Origin of the sequence: Flagellimonas baculiformis, from assembly GCF_033441575.1 — a bacterium.
GTDB lineage: Bacteria > Bacteroidota > Bacteroidia > Flavobacteriales > Flavobacteriaceae > Flagellimonas > Flagellimonas baculiformis.
The window spans coordinates 201,038-224,729 of record NZ_JAUZVW010000007.1 but is presented as its reverse complement, the minus strand read 5'-3'; the positions used below and the strand labels follow the sequence as shown (position 1 = coordinate 224,729).

18 protein-coding genes are annotated in these 23,692 nt (G+C 47.3%); 17 read left to right on the top strand and 1 reads right to left on the bottom strand.

What is annotated here, in order from left to right:
• The 11 genes from SD450_RS12050 to SD450_RS12000 form a co-directional block, all read left to right on the top strand.
• The coding region (locus tag SD450_RS12050) for a hypothetical protein (RefSeq protein WP_318344697.1) at positions 1–249 on the top strand (249 nt) is incomplete at its 5' end.
• Between the two features lie 80 nt (positions 250–329).
• Positions 330–1,169: a 5-dehydro-4-deoxy-D-glucuronate isomerase gene (kduI, locus tag SD450_RS12045; protein ID WP_318344696.1), complete on the top strand. Its 840-nt coding sequence runs from the start codon at positions 330–332 to the stop codon at positions 1,167–1,169.
• A 25-nt stretch (positions 1,170–1,194) separates the two neighbouring features.
• Positions 1,195–1,977 carry a gluconate 5-dehydrogenase gene (locus SD450_RS12040; RefSeq protein ID WP_318344695.1) on the top strand — a complete coding sequence of 261 codons (783 nt, stop codon included), beginning with the start codon at positions 1,195–1,197 and terminating at the stop codon, positions 1,975–1,977.
• Between the two features lie 20 nt (positions 1,978–1,997).
• Positions 1,998–3,401 (top strand): glucuronate isomerase, encoded by a 1,404-nt coding sequence (gene uxaC, locus SD450_RS12035; RefSeq protein ID WP_318344694.1) that lies wholly within the window; start codon positions 1,998–2,000, stop codon positions 3,399–3,401.
• Between the two features lie 15 nt (positions 3,402–3,416).
• Positions 3,417–4,463, top strand: a complete 1,047-nt coding sequence (locus tag SD450_RS12030) for a sugar kinase (protein WP_318344693.1) — start codon at positions 3,417–3,419, stop codon at positions 4,461–4,463.
• A 19-nt stretch (positions 4,464–4,482) separates the two neighbouring features.
• Entirely contained in the window at positions 4,483–5,151 is a 669-nt protein-coding gene (locus tag SD450_RS12025) for a bifunctional 4-hydroxy-2-oxoglutarate aldolase/2-dehydro-3-deoxy-phosphogluconate aldolase (RefSeq protein WP_318344692.1), read from the top strand.
• A 2-nt stretch (positions 5,152–5,153) separates the two neighbouring features.
• Positions 5,154–6,134, top strand: coding sequence for a TRAP transporter substrate-binding protein (locus SD450_RS12020; RefSeq protein ID WP_318344691.1), 981 nt, complete (start codon positions 5,154–5,156; stop codon positions 6,132–6,134).
• Between the two features lie 2 nt (positions 6,135–6,136).
• Complete coding sequence (locus SD450_RS12015) at positions 6,137–6,598, top strand: TRAP transporter small permease (protein WP_318344690.1); 462 nt, start codon at positions 6,137–6,139, stop codon at positions 6,596–6,598.
• A gap of 2 nt (positions 6,599–6,600) precedes the next feature.
• Entirely contained in the window at positions 6,601–7,896 is a 1,296-nt protein-coding gene (locus SD450_RS12010; protein ID WP_318344689.1) for a TRAP transporter large permease, read from the top strand.
• Positions 7,897–7,919: 23 nt separating this feature from the next.
• Entirely contained in the window at positions 7,920–9,377 is a 1,458-nt protein-coding gene (locus tag SD450_RS12005; RefSeq protein ID WP_318344688.1) for a tagaturonate reductase, read from the top strand.
• A gap of 29 nt (positions 9,378–9,406) precedes the next feature.
• Positions 9,407–11,017: a UxaA family hydrolase gene (locus SD450_RS12000; RefSeq protein ID WP_318344687.1), complete on the top strand. Its 1,611-nt coding sequence runs from the start codon at positions 9,407–9,409 to the stop codon at positions 11,015–11,017.
• Here SD450_RS12000 and SD450_RS11995 read toward each other — a convergent pair.
• A complete protein-coding gene (locus SD450_RS11995; protein ID WP_318344686.1) occupies positions 10,986–12,050 on the bottom strand; it encodes a LacI family DNA-binding transcriptional regulator in 1,065 nt (354 codons plus the stop codon). The two genes, SD450_RS12000 and SD450_RS11995, sit on opposite strands and share 32 nt — an antisense overlap.
• Before the next feature lie 313 nt (positions 12,051–12,363).
• On the opposite strand from SD450_RS11995, the gene SD450_RS11990 reads away from it, so the two are divergent.
• From SD450_RS11990 to SD450_RS11965, 6 genes are all read left to right on the top strand, one after another.
• Positions 12,364–15,627: a SusC/RagA family TonB-linked outer membrane protein gene (locus SD450_RS11990; protein WP_318344685.1), complete on the top strand. Its 3,264-nt coding sequence runs from the start codon at positions 12,364–12,366 to the stop codon at positions 15,625–15,627.
• Between the two features lie 18 nt (positions 15,628–15,645).
• Positions 15,646–17,427 (top strand): RagB/SusD family nutrient uptake outer membrane protein, encoded by a 1,782-nt coding sequence (locus tag SD450_RS11985; protein WP_318344684.1) that lies wholly within the window; start codon positions 15,646–15,648, stop codon positions 17,425–17,427.
• A gap of 25 nt (positions 17,428–17,452) precedes the next feature.
• Positions 17,453–19,015 carry a DUF5123 domain-containing protein gene (locus tag SD450_RS11980; RefSeq protein ID WP_318344683.1) on the top strand — a complete coding sequence of 521 codons (1,563 nt, stop codon included), beginning with the start codon at positions 17,453–17,455 and terminating at the stop codon, positions 19,013–19,015.
• 101 nt (positions 19,016–19,116) lie between these two features.
• Positions 19,117–21,414, top strand: coding sequence for a pectinesterase family protein (locus tag SD450_RS11975; RefSeq protein WP_318344682.1), 2,298 nt, complete (start codon positions 19,117–19,119; stop codon positions 21,412–21,414).
• Between the two features lie 11 nt (positions 21,415–21,425).
• Positions 21,426–22,439 carry a DUF4861 family protein gene (locus SD450_RS11970; RefSeq protein WP_318344681.1) on the top strand — a complete coding sequence of 338 codons (1,014 nt, stop codon included), beginning with the start codon at positions 21,426–21,428 and terminating at the stop codon, positions 22,437–22,439.
• Positions 22,439–23,671, top strand: coding sequence for a glycoside hydrolase family 88/105 protein (locus tag SD450_RS11965; protein ID WP_318344680.1), 1,233 nt, complete (start codon positions 22,439–22,441; stop codon positions 23,669–23,671). Before SD450_RS11970 ends, SD450_RS11965 begins: the two co-directional genes overlap by 1 nt.
• Positions 23,672–23,692 lie beyond the last annotated feature (21 nt).

The window sequence follows — 23,692 nt, the reverse complement described above, 5'->3', positions numbered from 1 at the left end:
GTTAAGCCCGTCAGCGCCGATGGTACTGCCACACCAGGTGGGAGAGTAGGTCGCCGCCTTCCTCAAGGCCCTTCACAAACCGTGAAGGGCCTTTTTTGTTTATATACACCTCCCGTAGATTACTTTCCGTTCATGCAATTGCTACTGATTCAGGTTACTATCTTCTTATTTCCTGTATTGCAGATTTTATCGATTTATTGTTTAGTTTACATTAAAACCATTGCTTTTTTGTTCAATATCAATTTTTGAATATATTTTTTTGTATAAATGTTGTAATTGAAAAAAATCTTTATATTTGTGTAATCGATTGCATTATTTATTACACAGATATGACCTATTCCGAATTGCGCTATGCGCATCACCCAGAAGATGTTAAGACATATAATACAGAAGAATTGAGAAACCACTTCTTGATAGAAGGGCTGTTCCAGGACGATTCGGTGCGACTTACCTATTCAATGTACGACAGATTTATCGTGGGAGGAGTGAAGCCCGTAAAGAAGGCGGTAGAGTTGGAAACCATTGATGATATTAAAGCTGAATTCTTTTTGCAACGGAGAGAACTTGGAATAGTCAATGTGGGTGGTGCCGGAGTAGTGGAAGTGGATGGCAAGACCTATGAGTTGGAAAGAAAAGAGGCATTATATGTTGGCAGTGGCAACAAAGAGGTCATTTTCAAGTCTTCAAGTGACGATAGTCCAGCATTGTTTTATATCAACTCTGCACCTGCACATAAAAGTTATCCTGTGAAGAAGGTGGGCCGAAAAGATGCGGAGATTATCAATTTAGGTGAAGAGAAATTTGCGAACAAGCGTATTCTAAATAAATTGATCGTAAACAGTATTGTGTCCACATGCCAATTGCAGATGGGACTTACCGAACTTGTGGAGGGGAACGTATGGAATACCATGCCGGCCCACGTACATGCCCGCCGAATGGAGGCCTATTTCTATTTTGACCTGGAAGCGGGGCAGACCATAAGCCATTTTATGGGGCAACCACAGGAAACCCGTCATATATTCCTCAAAAACCACGATGCGGTACTGTCGCCGGAATGGTCCATTCATTCTGGTTCGGGGACATCCAATTATTCCTTTATTTGGGGAATGGCGGGTGAAAACCTCGACTATGGAGACATGGATGGTGTATCCCCAAACGATTTGAGATAAAATCCAACCAGAAAACCCACGAAAAATGGATTTGTTTAGTTTAAAAGGCAAGGTGGCGTTGGTCACAGGAGGTACCCATGGGTTGGGCATGGCCATGGCCGAAGGATTGGCGAAGGCCGGAGCGGAACTGGTAATAACAGGGACCACGCCCGAAAAAATGGACAATGCCCTAAAGCATTATCAAGAGAAAGGGTTCAGGGCAACGGGATATCTATTTGATGTAACGGATGAAGTTGAATCGGAAAAATTTGTCGGTAAGATCATTGCCAAACACGGTAAAATCGATATTCTTGTAAACAATGCGGGCATCATCAAGAGGGAAGCTGCTGTTTCGATGCAAATCTCTGACTTTAGAAGGGTCATTGATGTGGATTTGGTGGGACCTTTCATCATGTCGCAACTGGTGGTCAAGGATATGATCCAGAGGAAAGAAGGAAAGATCATCAACATTTGTTCCATGATGAGCGAGTTGGGAAGAAACAGTGTCAGTGCCTATGCAGCTGCCAAAGGCGGCTTGAAGATGCTTACACGGAACTTGGCAACGGAATGGGCACCGCACAATATACAGGTGAACGGGATAGGTCCTGGTTATTTTGCGACCTCCCAAACCGCTCCGATCAGGGTGGATGGGAATCCATTCAATGACTTTATCATACAGCGAACACCGGCCGGACGTTGGGGCGATCCTGAGGATTTGGCCGGAACAGCGGTATTTTTGGCTTCCAAGGCCAGTGATTTTGTAAATGGACAGGTCATTTATGTGGACGGGGGAATTCTGGCCACTATAGGAAAGCCTGCAAACGAATGATTGAAACACAATAGACCGTAATGTCAAAAAATACATTTATTACAGATACTTTTTTGTTGGGAAACAAGTATGCTGAACAACTTTACTTCGATTATGCGGAAAAGCAGCCCATTATCGATTACCACAACCACTTGATTCCCAAGAGTATTTCCGAGAACGAAGTGTTTGGGAACATTTCCCAAGTGTGGATTGCGGGTGACCATTACAAATGGAGGGCCATGCGGACCATGGGTGTCGATGAAAAATACATCACAGGTAATGCCTCCGATGAAGAAAAGTTCCATGCCTGGGCCAAGACCGTTCCCCACACCTTGAGGAACCCTTTGTACCATTGGACCCATTTGGAGCTCAAAAGATACTTTGGCATCGACCAATACCTCAATGAAGGGTCTTCGAAGGAAATATATGCGGAAACTGCTGCCAAGTTGCAACAACCGACGCATGCCACCAGAGGACTTTTGGAAATGATGCAGGTGGAAACACTTTGCACCACAGAGGACCCGATAGATACTTTGGAACACCACAAAGCCTTGGCAAAGGACAATTGGAAAGTAAGGGTGAGTACAGCCTTCCGTCCCGATAAGAGCATTTTGATTGAATCCCCAGGATATCTGGACTATCTTCAGAAGCTTTCCGGAGCATCGGGTATCAATATTGGGTCCTATCAAGACCTTTGTGATGCCTTGCTGAAGCGAATGGAATACTTCCATGAAAATGGATGTAGACTGTGCGACCATGGCCTCAATCGAATGTATTATACCCAATTTACCGATGCGGAAGTATCGGCCCTTTTCTCCAAAAGATTGAACGGGGAAGTGTTGAGCCCGATTGAAGAGGAAAAGTTCAAGACAGCGCTTTTGTTGTTCCTTTCGGAAAACTACCACCGCTTGGGCTGGGTCCAACAATTCCATTTGGGAGCCTTGCGGAACAACAATACCAGAATGTTGGGCATATTGGGAATGGACACAGGTTGGGACTCCGTGGGAGACTTTCCACAGGCCCAGACATTATCTGCCTATCTGAACCATTTGGACAGTTCGGACAAATTGACAAAGACCATCATATACAACCTGAACCCTTCCCACAACGAAGTGTTCGCGACCATGATCGGCAACTTCAACGACGGATCTGTTAAAGGAAAAGTGCAATGGGGTTCCAGTTGGTGGTTCTTGGACCAAAAAGATGGGATCACCAAGCAATTGGACACTCTCTCCAATATGGGAGTGCTAAGTTGTTTTATCGGTATGCTGACAGATTCCCGTAGTTTCTTATCTTTCCCAAGGCACGAGTATTTCCGTAGGATCCTGTGCAATCTGTTGGGACAGGAAATAGCTTCCGGAGAATTACCCAACGACATGGATCTGGTGGGAAATATGGTGGCCAATATCAGTTATGGAAATGCTAAATACTATTTTAACTTTTAAAAAAAACAAGAATATATGAAAAGAGTGGTAACGTTCGGGGAGATCATGCTGCGCCTTTCGCCAGAAGGCTTCTTGCGCTTCTCCCAGGCCAACAGTTTTGAAGTGGTGTATGGAGGGGGGGAGTCCAATGTGGCGGTCTCCTTGGCCAATTATGGGGTCCCGGTGGACTTTGTGACCCGCCTTCCGAAGAACGACATCGGGGAATGTGCACTGATGGAGATGCGCAAGCGCGGAGTGGGCACGGACAAGATCATCTATGGTGGTGACCGTTTGGGCATCTACTTTTTGGAGACCGGGGCAGTGAGCCGCGGCAGTAAAGTGGTCTATGACCGGGCACACTCTGCCATGGCGGAGATCGGTCCGGGCATGGTGGACTGGGACAGGGTGTTCGAAGGGGCCGGATGGTTCCACTGGACGGGGATCACCCCGGCCATATCGCAGGGAGCGGCAGATGCCTGTCTGGAGGCCGTGAAGGCGGCCAGCGAGAAAGGGATCACCATCTCGACGGACCTGAACTACCGTGCCAAGCTCTGGAAGTACTGCAACGATGCGAAGCGTGAGCAGATCATGTCGGAGCTCACCTCATACTGCGATGTGGTACTGGGCAATGAGGAAGATGCGGAGAAACACTTCGGCATCAAGCCGGAGGGTCTGGACATCACCACACAAGGGGAACATGTGGAGGCAGCGGCGTTCCTGTCGGTCTGCAAGCAGATGATGGAAAAATTTCCCAAGGCAAAGAAGGTGATCACCACCCTGAGAGGTTCCATAAGTGCCTCACACAACACCTGGGCAGGCGTACTGTACGATGGCAAGAAGATGTACGAGACCCGCCAGTACCAGATCACGGACATCGTGGACCGTGTGGGCGGAGGGGACAGCTTCATGGGCGGTCTGATCTATGGATTGATGAAATATGAAGGGGACGACCAAAAGGCACTTGACTTTGCAGTGGCCGCCTCCTGCCTGAAACATACCATCAAAGGGGATGCCAACCTGGTGACGGTGGACGAAGTCGAAAAATTGATGGGCGGGGATGCCTCAGGAAGGGTGGCCCGATAACATTTAAAAGAAAAGAACCATGGCACAATATACAAGAACACAAGTGGCACAGGGAATGAGGGAGACGGGATTGGTCCCGTTGTTCTTCCACCGTGATATCGAATTGGGGAAGAAGGTGCTCAAGGCGTGTTACGATGGGGGGGCACGATTGATGGAGTTCACGGCCCGTGGGGACTTTGCCCACGAGGTGTTCGGGGAGCTCAATAAATATGCCCTGAAAGAACTACCTGGAATGATGATGGGTGTGGGCAGCGTGACGGATGCGGCCTCGGCCTCACTATATATGGCATTGGGGGCGAACTTCGTGGTGACCCCGGTGCTCAGGGAGGACATCGCCATCGCGTGCAACCGCAGGAAAGTACTGTGGTCGCCCGGCTGCGGGAGCCTAACCGAGATTGCCAGGGCAGAGGAACTGGGCTGTGAGATAGTAAAGCTCTTCCCAGGGGGGACCTATGGTCCCAGCTTTGTCAAGGACATCAAGGGACCACAACCTTGGACGGAGGTCATGCCCACAGGAGGCGTGTCGCCGACCGAAGAAAGCTTGGGCGAATGGTTCGCGGCAGGGGTGACCTGTGTGGGCATGGGCTCCAAGCTCATCTCGAAGGAAATTCTGGCCAATGGGGACTTTGCGGCCTTGGAGGCGGCAGTGAAGCAGAGTCTGGACATCATCAAGAAGCTTAAAGGATAACTATGAAACTAGGGTACAGGTGGTTTTTGGGATTGGTTCTGTTGATCGTGATCTCAGGTTGCGATACGGCCAATGAGACCAGGGTAATCAAATTGGCCCATGGTCTGGACGTAAACCATTCTGTGCATAAGGCCATGCTCAAAATGGGCGAGGACCTCGAAAAGTTGTCCGGCGGTAAGATGAGCATCAAGATATACCCCAACCAACAATTGGGGTCCGAAAGGGAAAGCTTGGAGCTTTTGCAGATCGGTAGTCTGGACATGACCAAGGTTTCCGTGGGCGTCATGGAAAATTTCGCACCGGATATGAAGGTCTTTGGTATTCCTTTTCTCTTCAGGGACAAACAACATTCTTTTTCAGTGTTGGATGGCCCTATCGGGAAACAATTGCTCGAAGAGGGCGAAAAATTCTGGTTGAAAGGCCTTTGCTATTACGATGCCGGAAGTAGAAGCTTTTACACAAAGGACAAACAAGTGACCACACCTGACGACTTGAAGGGTTTGAAGATCAGGGTCATGGAAAGCGCCACGGCCATGGATATGGTACGTAGTCTGGGAGGTGCGCCCACGCCCATTTCCTGGGGCGAACTCTATACCTCATTGCAGCAGGGCGTAGTGGACGGTGCGGAGAACAATCCCCCCAGTTTCTATCTGTCCAGACATTATGAGGTCTGCAAATTTTACACCATCAACGAGCATACGATGTTACCGGACGCATTGGTGGTCAGTACCCATTTGTGGGACAAACTTTCCGCACAGGAGCAACAATGGCTGCAGAAAGCTGCCGACAATTCCGTGGCATACCAAAGGGAATTATGGGCCATTTCTGAAAAGCAGGCCCTTGAAGAAGTGGAAAAGGCAGGCGTTGAAGTAATCTATCCGGACAAAGTTCCTTTTGAGGAAGCTGTCCAAGGGATTTATGATCAATACAAGGATGATAAGGTAATGAGCAGTCTCATAGAACAAATCCAACAAACCAAATAATTATGGGCTTCAGGAAGCAAGTGGACAAAATTTTGGGCTGGGTCTTGGTGATCATCATGGCCGTCATGGTCATCAATGTACTTTGGCAGGTGTTCAGTAGGTACATCACGGGCAATCCAAGTTCCTTTACGGACGAACTGGCCCGATATCTGATGATATGGGTCGGTGTTCTGGGCGCGGCCTATGTTTCGGGAAGGAACATGCACGTGGCCATTGACGTACTTCCCATGAGAGCCGGTAAAAAGACGCAGTTGTTGCTCTTTCGCATGGTGAACGTGCTCATCATCCTATTCGCTTTTTTTGCATTGGTCGTGGGCGGGATACGGTTGGTGTACATCAGCTATATCCTGGAACAGCACTCCCCCGCACTCAATGTTCCCCTGGCCTTTATATACACGGTACTGCCCTTGAGCGGTCTGTTGATTATCTACTATAAAACTACCGACCTCATTTATAAAAAATAGACATGGATTATATACCTATCTTGGTTTTGGTTGTCAGCTTTTTATGCCTATTGGCCATAGGGACCCCTGTGGCTTGGAGCATCTCCATTTCATCTTTGTTGACCATGTTGGTGAGTATACCTGCCTTACCGGCAATGACCACGGTGTCACAACGGATGGCGACCGGACTGGATAGTTTTGCGCTGCTGGCCATTCCCTTTTTTGTGCTTTCGGGACAACTGATGAACAAAGGGGGCATAGCCCATAGGCTCATCGCATTTGCCAAGACCTTGGTGGGATCGCTGCCGGGAGGTCTGGCCTTGATCAATATCATATCCGCCATGTTGATGGGGGCCATAGCAGGCTCCGCCATGGCATCCGCTTCCGCCATGGGAAGCATACTCGGCCCTGAAATGGAAAAAGAAGGCTATTCCAAGGAATTTGGGGTGGCGGTGAACATCACATCGGCCACAACAGGATTAGTGATACCGCCCAGCAACGTGCTGATCGTGTATTCACTCGCCAGTGGTGGGGTTTCCATTGCCGCGCTCTTTTTGGCCGGATATATCCCAGGGTTGCTCACTGGACTCTTCTTGATGATCGTTGCCTATTTCTGGGCCAAGAAAAAAGGGTTTAATGTCGGGAAAAGAAGTTCAATGAAAGAGGTGCTGGTCACTTTTTGGAAAGCTTTCCCAAGTTTGATGCTTCTGGTCGTGGTCATGGGAGGGATCGTAATGGGCATCTTTACCGCCACCGAAGCCTCCGCTATTGCAGTGCTCTATACCTTGGTCCTTGGATTTGCCTATAAGGAGATCACGTGGAAAAGTCTGCCCAATATCCTTTTGGAGGCCTCTGCAACCACGGCCATTGTGATGTTGCTCATCGGAGCCTCCATGAGTATGTCGTGGGTGATGTCCTTTGAGAACATTCCGCAGGGAATCAGTGATGTGTTGCTGGGTCTAAGTGATAATCCAATTGTAATATTGTTGATCATCAACTTGTTGTTGTTGTTTGTGGGCATTTTTATGGACATGACACCCGCCGTCCTCATATTCACCCCCATCTTCTTGCCGATTGTGACCGAACTGGGGATGGACCCTATACAGTTCGGCATTGTGATGGTGCTCAACCTTTGCATTGGCCTCTGCACACCACCGGTGGGCTCTGTGCTCTTCGTGGGCGTTGGTATCGCCAATACGACCATAGAAAAAGTCATTAAACCCCTGTTGCCATTGTTCATTGCCATGATCGTGGCGCTCTTCCTCATCACCTATTTCCCGGGCCTTAGCCTGTGGTTGCCAAGGGTTTTTGGGGTGTAATCTATAATTGAAAAAGAAAATACATGAATAATTTAAATAGAACCACGTTAAAGGTCGGGTCCAAACTTCCCATTAAGATAGTACAGTTTGGCGAAGGCAACTTTTTAAGGGCCTTTGTGGACTATGTAGTGGATAGGCTCAATACCGAAGCCGATTTTAATGGAGGTGTGGTTGTGGTCCAACCTCTGAACGGAGGATTGATTCCTACCATCAATGCACAGGAAGGACTATATACCCTTTTTATGCGGGGAATCAAAAAAGGAGAGCTCATTGATGAAAAAAAAGTCATTTCCAGTGTACAAAAAGGCATAAACCCCTATTCGGATTATCAAGAGTTTTTGGCGTTGGCAGAAGAGGAAAGTTTGGAATTTTTGATTTCCAACACCACGGAATCTGGGATTGCCTACAATCCTGAAGACAAAGGGTATGCTTCATGCCCCAGCAGTTTTCCCGGAAAGGTCACCGCATTGTTGCACAAGCGGTATGTACACTTCAATGGAGCAGAAGACAAAGGACTTACCGTGATTCCCTGCGAGTTGATCAACTATAATGCGGATACGCTGAAGGAAATTGTTCTCCAATATGCGAAGGATTGGGATTTGGGCCAAGAATTTATAGCCTGGATAGAAAACCATAACCATTTCCATAATACCTTGGTGGATAGGATCGTGCCTGGTTATCCCAAGGACGATTTGGCCTCATACGAGGACCGATTGGAATACAAGGACAAACTGATCGTAGCTGCTGAAATATTCCTGTTATGGGTCATTGAAGGGGACGATAGACTTTTGGAGAAGATTCCTTTCCATAAAATTGATGAGAATGTGCTGGTGGTGAAGGACATGCAGCCCTATCGTACCCGAAAAGTGAGGATACTGAACGGCGCACACACAGCTGTGGTGCCATTGTCCATCATGTATGGCAACACCACGGTGAAGGAGACCATGGATGATGCAGTGACCAGTACGTTTTTGAAACAAGCGGTTTTTGAGGAGATCAATCCAATTTTGCCCTTGCCAAAGGCCAAGGTGGATGATTTTGCGGAGGAGGTCTTTGATCGTTTCAGGAACCCCTTCATCAAACATCTGTTGTCAAGTATCGCATTGAATTCGATTTCCAAGTTCAAGGTAAGGGTATTGCCCAGTCTGTTGGATTATCAAGATAAATTTGGCAAGTTGCCGTTGCACTTGACCTTTTCGTTCGCCTGCCTGATTCGTTTTTACAAAGGGGACTGGAAAGGAACGGTACTCCCGGTTCAAGATGACGCCCAAGTGGTGGACTTCTTCAAGACCTTGTGGAGGACCAACGATTATGCCACCATTTCAGAAAGGACACTTTCGCACTTGGCTTTTTGGGATGAAGATTTGACCCAAGTCCTTGGATTGTCCCAACATGTGGCAAAGGCACTGGAATGCATAGATGCCTTCGGAATAGCCGAAGGATTGAACAAATTTTCAGAAGACAGCAGAGTAGTCGGGTAACCGTCAAAATGCCAAAAAAGCTATGAACTATGAAGACTTTGATCAAAATACATCCAGCGGACAACATCGCCATTGCATTGGTGGATTTTTCTGCTGGTTCGGAAGTGGTTTTTGAAGAAAGGCCCATTACATTTTTGGAAAGGACAAAGGCAAAGCACAAGATTGCACTGGACGACCTTAGTGTGGGCGATGCCGTATATATGTATGGCGTTCTCGTAGGAAAGGCGGTAAAGCCCATTAAAAAGGGCGGATTGCTGACCACAGAAAATGTAAAGCACCAAAGCCATGTGACCACGAGAAAAACCGAGACCACATCATGGACCTCTCCAGACATATCCGCTTGGAAGGACCGTACCTTTATGGGATACCACCGCCCGGATGGACAGGTGGGGACCGCCAATGTATGGTTGTTCTTTCCCTTGGTTTTCTGTGAGAACAGGAACATTGAAGTGTTGAAAGAGGTGTTCGAAAAAGAATTGGCCTATCACAGGCCGACCAAGCACCAATTGATGCTTCGGAACCTATTGAAGCCGACTTCGGGTTCGGAACCAGCGGAAGAAGAGGAACCGGAAGGTTTTTTCAACAATATTGAAGTAAAGTTCATTACCCATCAAGGGGGCTGTGGCGGTATCCGCCAGGATTCGCAATTACTGGCCAAGCTGTTGGCGGGTTATGTAAACAACCCCAATGTGGCCGGGGCCACTGTCTTGAGCCTTGGGTGCCAAAACCTGCAGATAGATATCTTCAAAAAGGCATTGGAGGCCATCAACCCCGATTTTCAAAAACCCGTGCTCATTTATGAGCAACAAAAAATGGGAACGGTGGAAGAAATGCTATCCACTATTATAAAGGACTCCTTCGAGGCCATAAAAAAGGCCGATCAAATCCAAAGACAGCCTGCGCCATTGTCCAAGATCAAATTGGGATTGGAGTGCGGTGGGTCCGATGGTTTTTCTGGAATATCCGCAAACCCGGCCTTGGGATATGCTTCGGATATTTTATCGGCGGTGGGAGGTTCACCCATTCTTTCCGAATTCCCCGAATTGTGTGGTGTGGAGCAAGAGTTGGTAAACCGTTGTGTGGACGATGCCGATGCGGCCCGTTTTCTGGAATTGATGCGGGACTATGAAAAATCAGTAGTGGATGCAGGTTCAGGTTTCGATATGAACCCATCACCGGGCAATATCAAGGATGGCCTCATCACGGACGCCATGAAATCTGCCGGGGCCGCCAAAAAAGGAGGAACCTCACCTGTGACCGCTGTGCTGGATTATGGGGAATACGTGACCAAACCAGGGCTCAACCTGCTCTGCACGCCTGGGAACGATGTGGAAAGCACCACTGCCATGGCAGGCTCGGGGGCCAACATGATCGTGTTCACCACCGGATTGGGCACGCCTACCGGAAACCCGATTACTCCAGTGATCAAAGTATCTTCCAACAGTGAGTTGGCCGCCAAGATGTCCGACATTATTGATGTGGATGCAGGACCAGTGATCAAAGGAGAAAAGACCATCGAGGAAATGGGGGAGGAAATGTTGGAATACATTATCAAAGTGGCCTCTGGGGAAATAAAATCCAAGGCCATGCTACTCAACCAGAACGATTTTATTCCGTGGAAACGGGGGGTGTCCCTTTAAGACTCTTCGTTTTGTTGGATGATTTCCTGATGACAAGTTCGGGGGCAAGGACCACCCGCTTTTCCACAGAAAGCACATGTTGTTTGTTGTTGATCTGCTCCAAAAAGACCTGTGCGGCAATTTCGCCCATGGTCACGGGTGTTTGATCGATGGAAGACATCGGAAGTTCCATGTACTTAGTGAACGGTTCGTTACTGAACCCCACAACACCTACTTCTTCGGGAATCTTCACCTTAAGTTTGCGCAGTTCTTGGATGGCGCCCAATGCGGCATAGTCACTGGAGGAGAAAATGGCATCGGGCCTGTTCTTTTTGGACCAAAGTTTCGCTACGGCCTCGGCACCTGCCTCAATTCTACTGTTGGTGTGTATGATAAGATTTTTGTTGACGGGGATGTTATGGTCCTCCAAAGCCTTCAAAAAACCATTGTTCCTGTTCTTGTAGATCTCAAGGTTCAGATCGCCACAAAAATGGGCAATTCTTTGTGCACCTTGTTGTATCAGGTGTTCCGTGGCCATGTATCCACCCCTGAAGTCATCAATGGTGACAGAACTTACGCCAGGGATGTCCTTTTTACGGTCAAAGAAAATCAGCGGGGTGTTGTTTTCAAGGATTTTCTCGATGTGTACAGTATCATGGGTGGTCTTGGAAACCGACATGAAAATACCATCGACCTGGGTGTTCAACAGGGCCGTGATGTGATTGGCCTCGTTTATGGCATCTTCGTGGGATTGGCATATGATCACATTGTAGCCGTGTGGGGTGAGTTGTTTCTCGATCCCATCGATGACAGCGGAGAAAAAGTTCCTATTGATGTAGGGAACGATTACACCTATACTATTTGTCTTGCCGCTTTTTAGGGCCAATGCCAGTCTGTTTTGCTTGTAGTTGAGCTCTTGGGCCGTTTTCATGACAAGCTCCCTCGTCTTCTCACTTATTTTCGGGTTGTTGTTCAAAGCCCGTGACACTGTGGCCGCGCTAATGTTCAACTTTTTTGATATATCGTAGATGGTAACTTTTTCATTCTTTGCCATAACACGGTGGTTTTCTGGACAAATTTATGTAATCGATTGAAAATATTTCCAAAATATAACAAATTCCCAACACAAGTTGCATTTTTTACGTGTTCGAATGTGAAATAGTTGAATATATGGGCTTTTTTCGGTGTCAAAGCACTAAAAATAGGTTCTTAAATTTACTATATCTCTAAATTTAGCACTTAAATTTTTGCAATTTCAGAATTAATATATATTTTGGTGCAATCGATTACAAAACAGTATTGCTAACAAACTCATTCATGCCTTTTGGAAGGCGACCTGTGCTAAAAATTAACTCAAAAACAACTTTATGAAAAAAACATTCTTTTTAAAGAAGAAAGTACTCTTGGTGCTGATGGGGCATCTTTTGGCTTTTTTGCCCATGCTGGGCTCCAATGCCAAAGGGGATACCAGTGCAGTGCTGGGCAAAATCCTGTTTCCCGATACGCAGCAATATGTGGTAAAAGGGACGGTGAGTGATGCCAATGGTATGCCCCTGGCCGGTGTTGCCGTTGTGGAAAAAGGTACCACCAATGGAGTTGCCACTGATTTTGATGGTAATTACGAAATCTCAGTGGCAGGTGAACAAAGTGTGTTGGAGTTTGTTTATCTGGGCTTTGCCACCGAAACGCGTACGGTAGGAAACAATTCTACCATGAACATAACACTAACGGAATCAACATCCGAATTGGACGAAGTGGTGGTGATAGGTTACGGTACTGCCCGTAAATCGGATTTGACGGGTTCGGTGGTGACCGTTTCGGGTACCGATCTTAAAAATGTGCCTGTTGCCACAGCGGCCGAAGCCATGACAGGACGTTTGGCCGGGGTGCAGATCGTCTCTACTGAAGGCTCGCCCGATGCGGAAGTCAACATTCGTGTGCGAGGAGGTGGGTCCATCACCCAGGACAGTTCACCGTTATTGATCGTGGATGGATTTCCAGTGAACAGCATCAATGACATTTCCCCTTCGGATATTGAGAACATCACCGTGTTGAAGGATGCTTCTTCCACGGCCATTTATGGTTCCAGGGGAGCCAATGGGGTCGTCATTATCACGACCAAGAGTGGAAGGGACGGAAAAGTTGCTGTAACCATCAACTCTTTTTATGGGATGAAACAGATTGCCAATACTATCGATGTGTTGGATCCTGCTGATTTCGTGGCTTGGCAGTATGAGTACGCAATGCTTCGTGATGCGGAGGATATTTCCTCTTACGAAAACATATTTGGAAGTTACCAGGATATTGACCAGTACAATGGATTGGAAGGCAACAACTGGCAAATGCAAGTATATGGTCGTACCGGCGAAGTTCAAAGCCAAGATATTGGGGTAAGGGGCGGAACCGAAAAATTCAATTACAATTTCAATTATGCCCGTTTTGATGAAAAAGCGATCCAAGTGGGGAGTGAATTTACCCGTAATAATCTCACATTGAAATTAAACAATAAGGTCAATGACAAGATTGACCTTGGCTTTACCATTCGTTATTCAGATACTGAAATAGAAGGTAGTGGAGCGAATGAGCAAAATGAAGTGTCTTCTGCAGATGCCAGACTTAGGCACTCGGTGGGTTATACACCTATTCCGTTGCCAGGAATTACCACAACGGATACAGAGGAATATTCTTCTACCGCATTGATAGATCCCTTTGTGGCCATAGCTGATAATGATCGTCTGCAAAAAAAACAGAACTACAATATGTTGGGGAGTTTTGCTTGGAAGATTGTTGACAATGTGAGGTTAAAGGCTGATTTGGGTCTGGACAATTATCGTTATCAGGACTATAGGTTCTATGGCCGACAGACCTATTATGCGAACAATGCACCTGCGGCAGAAAACCAAGGCTTGCCGGCAATTGTCATGCGGGATAGGACGAACAAAAGATTCAGGACGGCCAATACCCTTGACATTGATCTGGGGAAATACCTTAATGATGATCATAGGCTGAAGGTCTTGTTGGGACAAGAATTTATTCTTTATGAACAAAATGAAGTGACCGATGTGGTGCATGGATTCCCTAGGTTTTTCAATTTTGATCAAGCCAGAAAATTGACCACACAGGGAACTCCTCAATCCGTGAATAATTTTTATAGCCCAGATGAAAAGTTGTTGTCCTTTTTTGGACGTGTGAACTATGATCTCTTCAATAAGTATCTGTTTACGGCCACCTTTAGGGCAGATGCCTCCAGTAAATTCTTGGGCGATAACCGTTGGGGCTATTTCCCTTCGGCCGCAGTTGCCTGGAAAGTTTCCGAGGAAGGGTTTTTGAATAAGGCTGATTGGTTGGATGCCCTGAAACTCCGTGTAAGTTATGGACAGGCTGGAAATGAGAACATCCCAGTGGGACAAACCATACAAAATTTTGTGTCCAACAACTCCACCTGGATCAATGGGGTGGACAGCTATTGGTCGGCATCGAATACTTTGGCGAATCCAGATCTTAAATGGGAAACCACCATTACAAGAAACATCGGTCTGGATTTTGGTCTATTCAATAATCGCATAAGTGGTTCTTTTGAAGTGTACAAGAATACAACAGAAGATCTGCTGATGGAATTTCCTGTGCCCGGTACAGGATATGATTTTCAATACCGTAACATAGGGGAGACCCAAAACCAAGGTATAGAGGCCAGTCTGAACCTTGCCATTCTTGAAAAGGAGAATTATGGGCTGAACCTTTCACTAAATTTCAGTAAGAATGAAAATAGAATTAATTCATTAGGTATCTTGGAAACTTATGGACAGCGTACCAATTGGGCATCATCGGATATCGACATTGAATACAGGGTTTTAGAAGGGGAACCTTTAGGGGTAATGTATGGATACCGTAATGATGGTCGCTACGAGGTATCCGATTTTGATTTTGTGGATGGTGAGTATGTTTTAAAAGAAGGTGTGGCTGATGCTACTGAAGTGCTTGGCAACCAAGTTGTGCCAGGAAGCATGAAGTTGAAAGACCTTGATGGAGATGGTTTTGTCACAAATGAGGATATAGATATTGTTGGCAGGGCATTGCCGAAACATATTGGAGGTTTTGTGCTCAATGGTTATGCCTATGGGTTCGACCTTACGGCAGCTTTCAACTATAGCTATGGTAATCAAGTCTACAATGCCAACAAAATTGAATACACCACCGCTAGCCGAAATAGCCAATACCGAAATTTGAGTTCTCAAATGGCTTCGGGAATTAGGTGGACCAATATTGATCCTACAACAGGGGCAATGGTAACAGATCCTGCCCAGTTGGAAGCATTGAATGCCAATACCACGATGTGGTCACCCTATATGAACAGTTATGTATTCAGTGATTGGGCAGTGGAAGATGCTTCCTTCCTAAGATTGAACACCCTCACATTGGGATACTCATTGCCGGATGATGTGGTCAAGAAAATCGGATTTACGCGGTTCCGTATCTATACAACAGGTTATAATGTTGCGCTTTGGACCAAATATTCCGGGCTTGATCCCGAAGTATCCACAAGAAGGAGAACACCGCTGACACCCGGTGTGGATTTTTCACCATATCCAAGAAGCCGTCAGTTCGTACTCGGTGTAAACCTTAACTTTTAATCAAAAAAATTCAAAGAAATGAAAAGAATATTCTATTTGATGGGTGTTGTGGTTATGGGAATGCTGGCTTCTTGCGAAGTTGATGCACCGGCGCAGTCCACCCTCGATGAATCCGTTATATTTTCCACACCAGGACTTACCATGGGCGCGGTGGATGGCATCAAGATACCCTTTGGGCAGACCAACTCCTATCGGGGCCGCTTTATTCCCTGGTATGGAATGAATACCGATGTGGAGTGGCACAACAACGGACAGAGCTATACGACCAGTGACCAATACGATTTGATCAACTACGATGCCAAACCGGGCAATTCCCAGATGAACACGGAGAACAATGCCTGGGCGCAAATGTATGCCAGTATAGAGCGTGCAAATATCGTCATCCGTGGCATCCGTGAATATGGAGACCCCATGCCGGGAACCGAGATGGGACAACATTTGGGTGAAGCCCTTACATTGAGGGCCATCGTCTATGCTGATTTGACCAAGGCGTGGGGAGATGTTCCCGCCCGTTTTGAACCGATATCCTCCGAAACCCTCTACATCCCAAAATCCAGCAGGGATGTTATCTACAAGCAACTTTTGATGGACCTTGAGGAAGCGGCAGAATTGGTGGCATGGCCCAACCAATCCCCCCTGACCTCAACAGTGGAGCGTGTCAATAAGGCATTTGTAAAAGGTCTTCGCGCAAAGATAGCCTTGATTGCTGGTGGATATCAGCAATATCCCGATGGGATCAGGTTGAGCAATGATCCCGAACTGTCCAGAAATGCCATGTACACGATTGCATTGCAGGAATGTAGGGATGTTATTCAAAGTGGCACCGTCCGTCTGGAGAACACCTTTGAAGAATTTTGGAGAAAAGTATGCCAAGAGAATATTTCCGCAGGAGGGGAATCCCTTTGGGAGTTGCCCTTTGCATCGGGTAGGGGGCGTGTGGCCTTCACCTTCGGGGTGCGACACAGGAGCGTGGACCAGCATACCGGACAAGCAAGGGGAGGTACCATAGGTCCGGTTCCCAGTCTGTTCTACGATTATTCCGAAGTTGACCAAAGAAGGGATGTAACCTGTGTTCCTTATGAATATGGACAGGCCAATACGGACGGATTTGCGCAACAGCAACTTCTTAACATTGATATATGGAACTTTGGCAAGTATCGTTACGAATGGATGACCCGTTATGTGACCTCTTCCAATGATGATGGATTGAACTGGGTATATATGCGCTATGCCGAAGTATTGCTCATGGCAGCCGAAGCCGCCAACGAACTGAACGGTCCAGGAGCGGCAGCACCTTATTTGCGCGAATTGCGTGAGCGAGCCTTTGCTCCCGAAGATCATGCCGAGCATGTGGATGCGTACCTGTCTGCGGCCCAGTCCAGTGAAGCAGCGATGTTCAATGCCATTGTGGAAGAGCACAAGTTGGAATTTGCCGGGGAAATGGTGCGCAAACAAGCACTTATCCGTTGGAATATGTTGGGCGATAAGCTTGATGAGACCAAAATGGAGCTCAATGACTTGGCCTCCCGTGCCGGGGATTATGCCAACGTGCCCACGACCCTGTATTGGAGAATCAACGAAGCGGACAATGAATCCTTGGAGATTTTTGGTTTGAACCGCGGAGAAGAAGGAGCACCAGGACCAGAGTACAGTGCACAGGCTTGGGATGTTTTCAATGCGGAAAAGATAGATGCGCTCTACAAACCGGGAGTAGATCCAGATGCTCGTCAGTTCTGGCCCATCTGGCAGGTGTTCATAGATGGAAGCAACGGACAATTGGTTAACGATTATGGCTATTAATGGTCATCCACAAAACATCAGAAAAATGAAAACATTCAGATATATAAAAACAATAGTTGTCCTAGCTCTTTTGGCAGTCCTATCCGTGGGCTGTAATTCCAAGGAAGGGGAAGTCATCGAGGAACTTGATGTGAACCGGGTGTTTGCACCTACTGATCTTGAGGCACGAATACGCAACATGACCACTATCGAATTGAGTTGGTATGTGCGGGAAGATGCTGAAAGCTATATTGTGGAATTTGCAGAAGGTACAGGTTTCAACAACATCATCCGCACCGTGGAAGTATCGCCTGAAAATCTGCCAATTCAAGAGCAGTTTGATGGGGAGACACTTTATTCCGCTCGCGTGAAGGGAATAGCAGAGGGCAAGCAGGATTCCAAATGGGTCTCGGTCTCCATCCAAACGGATCCTGAACAGATATTCTTGCCCGGCGAAGATGGGGACATCCAGGCAACAGCGGCTACATTGAGATGGCCTGCTGGAAGTGCCGTTACCCATCTGTTGATCAATCCGGGAGGTGTGGAACGCCCCATTACCCTAGAGGAAGCCTCAGCGGGCATGGCAACAATCACAGGACTTACTGGGGAGACGGAATATACCGTGGTGCTCTATAACAATGGTACCGTACGGGGCACATCGATTTTCACAACGCTCATCGACATAGGTGATGCCACACTTGTACAGCCAGAGGAAGATTTGGCCCAACTCATCGCAGATGCTGAATCAGGAGATGCTTTGGTGCTTGCGCCAGGCGAATTTGTGACCACAGGCACCATTGTACTTGATAAATCAATCAGCCTGAAGGGACTTTACCCGTATGATAAACCTATACTTCATGTGTCGTTTGATGTACAGGCCGGGGCTGATGTTATCGAATTGGTGGATTTGGAACTTCACGGAACTTATGAAGTTGTGGATGTCCCCACCCCCGCCGTTTTGGATGATGTGTTGCGGTTCAATGGCACGGATTATAATTATACTTCATTATTGATCAGCGGTTGTACTGTTCACGATTATGGTCGGTCTTTTGTGGCAGGAAATGCTTCAAATGCCATTGTGGGAACGGTAAAGATAGACAACACCGTGGTGTCCGATGTATTGACCAGCGGAGGTGATTTCATCGACTTTAGGAATACGTATGCAAGTAGTATAGAGATTACCAACAGTTCCTTTTTCAATTGTTCTCCGGGACGTGACTTTATACGTGCCGATGCAGGGCCATTGTCGGGCACAGGGTTGACCACCAATGTACTGATGGACCACATTACGGTTGTTGGGGCTTCCTCATTGCGAAGACTGTTGTATGTACGTTTTGTTGATAATGAATCAGTTGTGACCAATTCGTTGTTTGCAGAGATGGAGACTGGATATTATTCCAATCAAGGATCTACAGCAGATCCAACTTTCTCAACCAACAATTATTACAATGCACCTGGATTCTATGATTCAGCAAACACAAAGTATGATGGAAGCAGTACCTTCACCACTTTAGATCCCGGCTTTGTCGATACGGCAAACGGGGATTACACAGTGACCAACCAAGCATTGATAGATGATGAAATTGGCGACCCACGTTGGCGTCAATAATACGGTCCTAATAGTTTGTTTTAATGTGATAGGGTGGGTGAGGCCATGGTTCGAGCCCGCCCTATTGTTTTTGTTTGGGCAATGGCCCATAAATTCTGTGAATGATTGAAAATAAGAACATAATCAAAGGGCCGAACGGCCCAATGTCCATTTTTATGGCTGCCATCTTCATGATGTGTGTGCCTCTTTTGGGTTTGTCACAATCCGAGAGCCGGATCTTGGCCTTTCCATCTGCGGAAGGATTTGGGCGATATGCTTCTGGAGGACGTGGTGGAGAGGTGTACATTGTGACCAATTTGAACGATTCAGGCGAGGGCAGTCTCAGAAAAGGAATTATCAAGCATGGTCCGCGCACTATTGTGTTTGCCGTATCGGGCACCATTTATCTAAAGTCGCCTCTCGACATCAATCGGGGAGACCTCACTCTGGCCGGACAAACGGCACCGGGAGACGGTATCACTTTGGCAGGTTACCCGGTTTCCATCAAGGCGGACAATGTAATCATACGCTATATGCGGTTTCGAATGGGGGACATCAAAAAACAACAGGCCGATGCCATTGGGGGGAGGGACACCAAAAATGTCATTCTGGACCATTGTTCCATGAGTTGGGCCACGGATGAGGTCGCTTCCTTTTACCGAAACCACAATTTTACGATGCAATGGTGCATTGTGTCCGAAGCATTGAACCGTTCCGTTCACGAAAAAGGAGACCATGGCTATGGCGGTATCTGGGGAGGGGCCAATGTCTCTTTTCATCATAACCTCATTGCGTCCAACAATAGTAGAAACCCACGTTTCAGTGGTTCATCGACAACGGAGAATCTAGCCGATGAGTTTGTCGATTTCAGGAACAATGTCATCTACAATTGGGGAGGCAACAGCATTTACGGCGGAGAGAAGGGCACCTACAACGTGGTGAACAATTATTTCAAATCTGGTCCCGCCACGTCAAAAGGACGAAAGGACAGGATTGTAAACCCGTCGGAACCCTATGGTAAATTTTATGTGGATGGTAACCATGTGGAAGGGTTTCCCAAAATTTCAAAGGACAACTGGAGCGGTGGCGTGCAGTGTGATGACCCACAATCCACCAAGCTTGAAAAAGCCATTTCCATACATGACAATATTAGGACACAATCTGCCCAAGAGGCCTATCTTTCTGTGTTGAAATCGGCCGGGGCCAGCCTCCAACGTGATGCCGTGGACAAACGCATTATTGACAACGTGCGGATGGGAACTGCTACGGTGGGAAATGGCATCATAGATTCGCAAGAACAAGTGGGCGGATGGCCAGAGCTCAAATCCGGCGAAGCCCCTAAGGATTCTGACCAAGATGGCATGCCCGATGCTTGGGAAAAGGCAAAGGGATTGGATGTGGGCAAGGACGACTCCATGAGCTTCACCTTGGATAAAGAGTACACCAACCTGGAGGTATATATCAATAGTTTGGTGGAGGAGCAACAATACACCTCATTAATCCATGGGGAACGCTACCATTTTGTAGTGGCCCAAGATGGCACAGGAGATTTTACCTCGGTTCAAGAAGCCATTGATGCCGTGCCCAATTTTCGGAAAGCTGAAACACGGATTTTTATAAAGAATGGGGTCTATCATGAAAAATTGACCCTGCCCGCTACCAAGACCAATGTCACATTTGTGGGGGAATCGGCCGCGGGCACCATTTTGACCTATAATGATTCTGCCCGTACGCTCAACAGATTTGGGGAGGAAGTAGGGACCACGGGTTCTTCCTCTTTTTTTGTGTTCGGTGACGGTTTCAAGGCCAAGAACATCACCTTTCGGAACGATGCGGGAGATGGAAGAGTTGTGGGGCAGGCCGTTGCAGCGCGTGTGTCTGCGGACAGGGCAATCTTTGAGGACTGTAGGTTTCTTGGGTATCAGGACACCCTCTATGTGCAAGGCGATGGTACACGCCAATTCTACAAAAACTGTTATATTGAAGGAACGGTGGACTTTATTTTTGGTTGGGCAACTGCCGTTTTTGAGGACTGCGAGATCTTTGCCAAAGATCAAGGCTACCTCACCGCAGCATCCACAGAGAAAGAAAGGGATCATGGATTGGTCTTTATCAATTGTCGCCTGACCGGAAGTGCAGCGGCGAACACCTTCTATCTGGGAAGACCTTGGCGGGACCATGCCCAGACCGTTTTCATCAATTGCTATATGGACAAACACATCAAGCCCGAAGGATGGCATAACTGGAACAAACCCCATGCGGAGCAGACCACTTTTTATGCGGAGTACGGTTCCACGGGACCTGGAGCGAATGATAGATCACGTGTTGCATGGGCCAAACAATTGACCAAGCAGCAGGCCGATAACTATACAGCGGAAGCTATTTTGAAGGGGGCCGATGGTTGGAACCCAAAAAAATAAATATAAAACAGATGAAACACATTTTAACACTATCAGGAATTGTGCTTTTGGGGCTTACGGCCTGCAAGCAGGAAAAAAAAGAGGCTGAAAAGGGCGAGGAAGCCGTGGAAGTGGCCGCGACCGCTCCCTATGCTGAAATTTCCATCAAAGAAGGGGGAACTTGGGAAGATGGCCCAAGAGGCCACAAGGAATACATAGGCGGAACCTTCAAAAATGTGGAAAAGATGACCGTCCCCGAAGAGCATACCGACCATTCTTGGTACATTCGGTATGAAGGTCCGGGATGGGAGAACAAAAATGTGGGCTACCGCCTTTATTTGGATTGGCGAAACGCTATCGATATCTATGGAAAAAAAGTGGATTCCTTGGTGCTGCCCTACGTAGGCCAGGACGGTTTCGATTCCTACCATGAAATGAGCGATTGGGGCTTGGACATCCTCAAAGCAGGAAAATCCATGGGTATTGGAGGCTATGGACGATTCGTCAATGATTCAGTGGTGCATTTCAAAAAAGTGGGGAATACCATGGCTTCTGTGGAAAGTGGAAAAGACGCAGCTATGGTCACCATCGACTACAAAGGCTGGGAAGCGGCAGATATCACCACGGATTTGAAAGCAACCCTATCAATTTATCCAGAGGATAGGTTCACAAAAGCAGAATTGAAACCTTCCGTTGCATTTTCAGGGCTGTCCACAGGAATCGTAAAGTTTGACCATGTGCCTGTCAAGTCAAAGACAAGTGCAGATGGCAAGTGGGGCTACATCGCCACCTATGGAAACCAGACTTTGGTCAACGATACCGACCTATTGGGAATGGCCGTGTTCTACAAAATGGACGAGTTGGATAAATTGGTCGAAGGTCCGCACGATCACTTGGTGGTGTTCAAACCTACAACTACCGGAATCACCTACTATTTCTTGGGTGCTTGGGAGCGAGAGTTGAATGGGATTACCAATGAAGCCGATTTTTTCAAGGATTTGGATAGCAAGTTGCAGCAGTTGGACCAAAACGGAACCTTGGAATAATGAAACAACTGTTTGGAACAATCGGAGCACTCTTCTTGTTGATGGCACCTTTGAGCTGTAAGGAAAGCCCCAAAAAAGAAGAATCTTCCGAAGAGATGACATTGATCGTGCCCGAGGATTTGAAATGGTCGGAACGGATGATGCTGTCCGAAATGGAACGCAATCCCGAGGCGTGGACGCTCGATTTTGTGGACAAGCACAAGTGGGAATACACACACGGGCTCATGCTCTTGGCCTGTCAGCAGGTAAAGGCCAAATATCCCAATCCGAAATACGATGCATACATCAAGGATTGGTACGACCTCATGATTGATGACAGTGCCAACGTGAAGACCTACAAAATGGACATTTATAACATTGACCGTGTAAAACCGGGCAGTGCCCTTTTCGGACTGTATGATGAAACAAAGGATGAAAGATACCTCAAGGTCATTCATCAGTTGAGGGAACAGCTCAAGGGACAGCCTCGCAATTCCAAAGGTGGATTTTGGCATAAAAAAGTCTATCCCTATCAAATGTGGTTGGATGGACTTTACATGGGCGAACCTTTCTATGCGGAGTACACCCAACGGTTTGATGAAGGGGAAACGGCCCAAAGGGCATTTGATGATATTGTACTGCAATTCGACCTGATCCAACAAAACTCCAAAGACCCGGATACAGGTCTCCTGTACCACGGTTGGGACGAGAGCAAAGAGCAGGCATGGGCGGACAAAGATACCGGATTGTCGCCCCATTTTTGGGGACGCGCCATGGGATGGTACGGAATGGCCTTGGTGGATGTGCTGGATTTTTTCCCCAAGGAACATCCGGGACACCAAAGGCTGGTCGATTACTTGAACCAATACGCGGAAGTAATCGATAAGGTCAAGGACCCCAAGACGGGGCTGTGGTACCAAGTACTCGATAAAGAAGGGGAAGAAGGAAACTATTTGGAGGCCTCCGCTTCGGCAATGTTTGTGTATACCTTGGCCAAGGGGGCCAATCAAGGCTATCTCCCCGAAAAATACAAGACCGTGGCCAATGAAAGTTTTGATGCCATGGTCAAGGAGTTTGTTACACAGGACGACAAGGGTGTCGTAAGTCTCAATCAAATTTGCGGGGTTGCCGGATTGGGTGGAAACCCATACCGTGACGGTTCGTACGAGTATTATGTGAACGAACTCATTCGTCCCAACGACCCCAAAGGGGTAGGGCCATTTATCATGGCGGCCTTGGAGTTGGATAAATAGACCATCACAATTGTGGTGCAA

Excerpts from the sequence above, each read along its gene's own strand:
- SD450_RS12040 (WP_318344695.1), top strand. The coding sequence starts at position 1,195 with ATGGATTTGTTTAGTTTAAAAGGCAAGGTGGCGTTGGTCACAGGAGGT.
- SD450_RS11990 (WP_318344685.1), top strand. The coding sequence starts at position 12,364 with ATGAAAAAAACATTCTTTTTAAAGAAGAAAGTACTCTTGGTGCTGATG.
- kduI (WP_318344696.1), top strand. The coding sequence starts at position 330 with ATGACCTATTCCGAATTGCGCTATGCGCATCACCCAGAAGATGTTAAG.
- SD450_RS11965 (WP_318344680.1), top strand. The coding sequence starts at position 22,439 with ATGAAACAACTGTTTGGAACAATCGGAGCACTCTTCTTGTTGATGGCA.
- SD450_RS12010 (WP_318344689.1), top strand. The coding sequence starts at position 6,601 with ATGGATTATATACCTATCTTGGTTTTGGTTGTCAGCTTTTTATGCCTA.
- SD450_RS12015 (WP_318344690.1), top strand. The coding sequence starts at position 6,137 with ATGGGCTTCAGGAAGCAAGTGGACAAAATTTTGGGCTGGGTCTTGGTG.
- SD450_RS12020 (WP_318344691.1), top strand. The coding sequence starts at position 5,154 with ATGAAACTAGGGTACAGGTGGTTTTTGGGATTGGTTCTGTTGATCGTG.
- SD450_RS12025 (WP_318344692.1), top strand. The coding sequence starts at position 4,483 with ATGGCACAATATACAAGAACACAAGTGGCACAGGGAATGAGGGAGACG.
- SD450_RS12000 (WP_318344687.1), top strand. The coding sequence starts at position 9,407 with ATGAAGACTTTGATCAAAATACATCCAGCGGACAACATCGCCATTGCA.
- SD450_RS12005 (WP_318344688.1), top strand. The coding sequence starts at position 7,920 with ATGAATAATTTAAATAGAACCACGTTAAAGGTCGGGTCCAAACTTCCC.
- SD450_RS11995 (WP_318344686.1), bottom strand. The coding sequence starts at position 12,050 with ATGGCAAAGAATGAAAAAGTTACCATCTACGATATATCAAAAAAGTTG.
- SD450_RS12030 (WP_318344693.1), top strand. The coding sequence starts at position 3,417 with ATGAAAAGAGTGGTAACGTTCGGGGAGATCATGCTGCGCCTTTCGCCA.
- SD450_RS11970 (WP_318344681.1), top strand. The coding sequence starts at position 21,426 with ATGAAACACATTTTAACACTATCAGGAATTGTGCTTTTGGGGCTTACG.
- SD450_RS11975 (WP_318344682.1), top strand. The coding sequence starts at position 19,117 with ATGATTGAAAATAAGAACATAATCAAAGGGCCGAACGGCCCAATGTCC.
- uxaC (WP_318344694.1), top strand. The coding sequence starts at position 1,998 with ATGTCAAAAAATACATTTATTACAGATACTTTTTTGTTGGGAAACAAG.
- SD450_RS11985 (WP_318344684.1), top strand. The coding sequence starts at position 15,646 with ATGAAAAGAATATTCTATTTGATGGGTGTTGTGGTTATGGGAATGCTG.
- SD450_RS11980 (WP_318344683.1), top strand. The coding sequence starts at position 17,453 with ATGAAAACATTCAGATATATAAAAACAATAGTTGTCCTAGCTCTTTTG.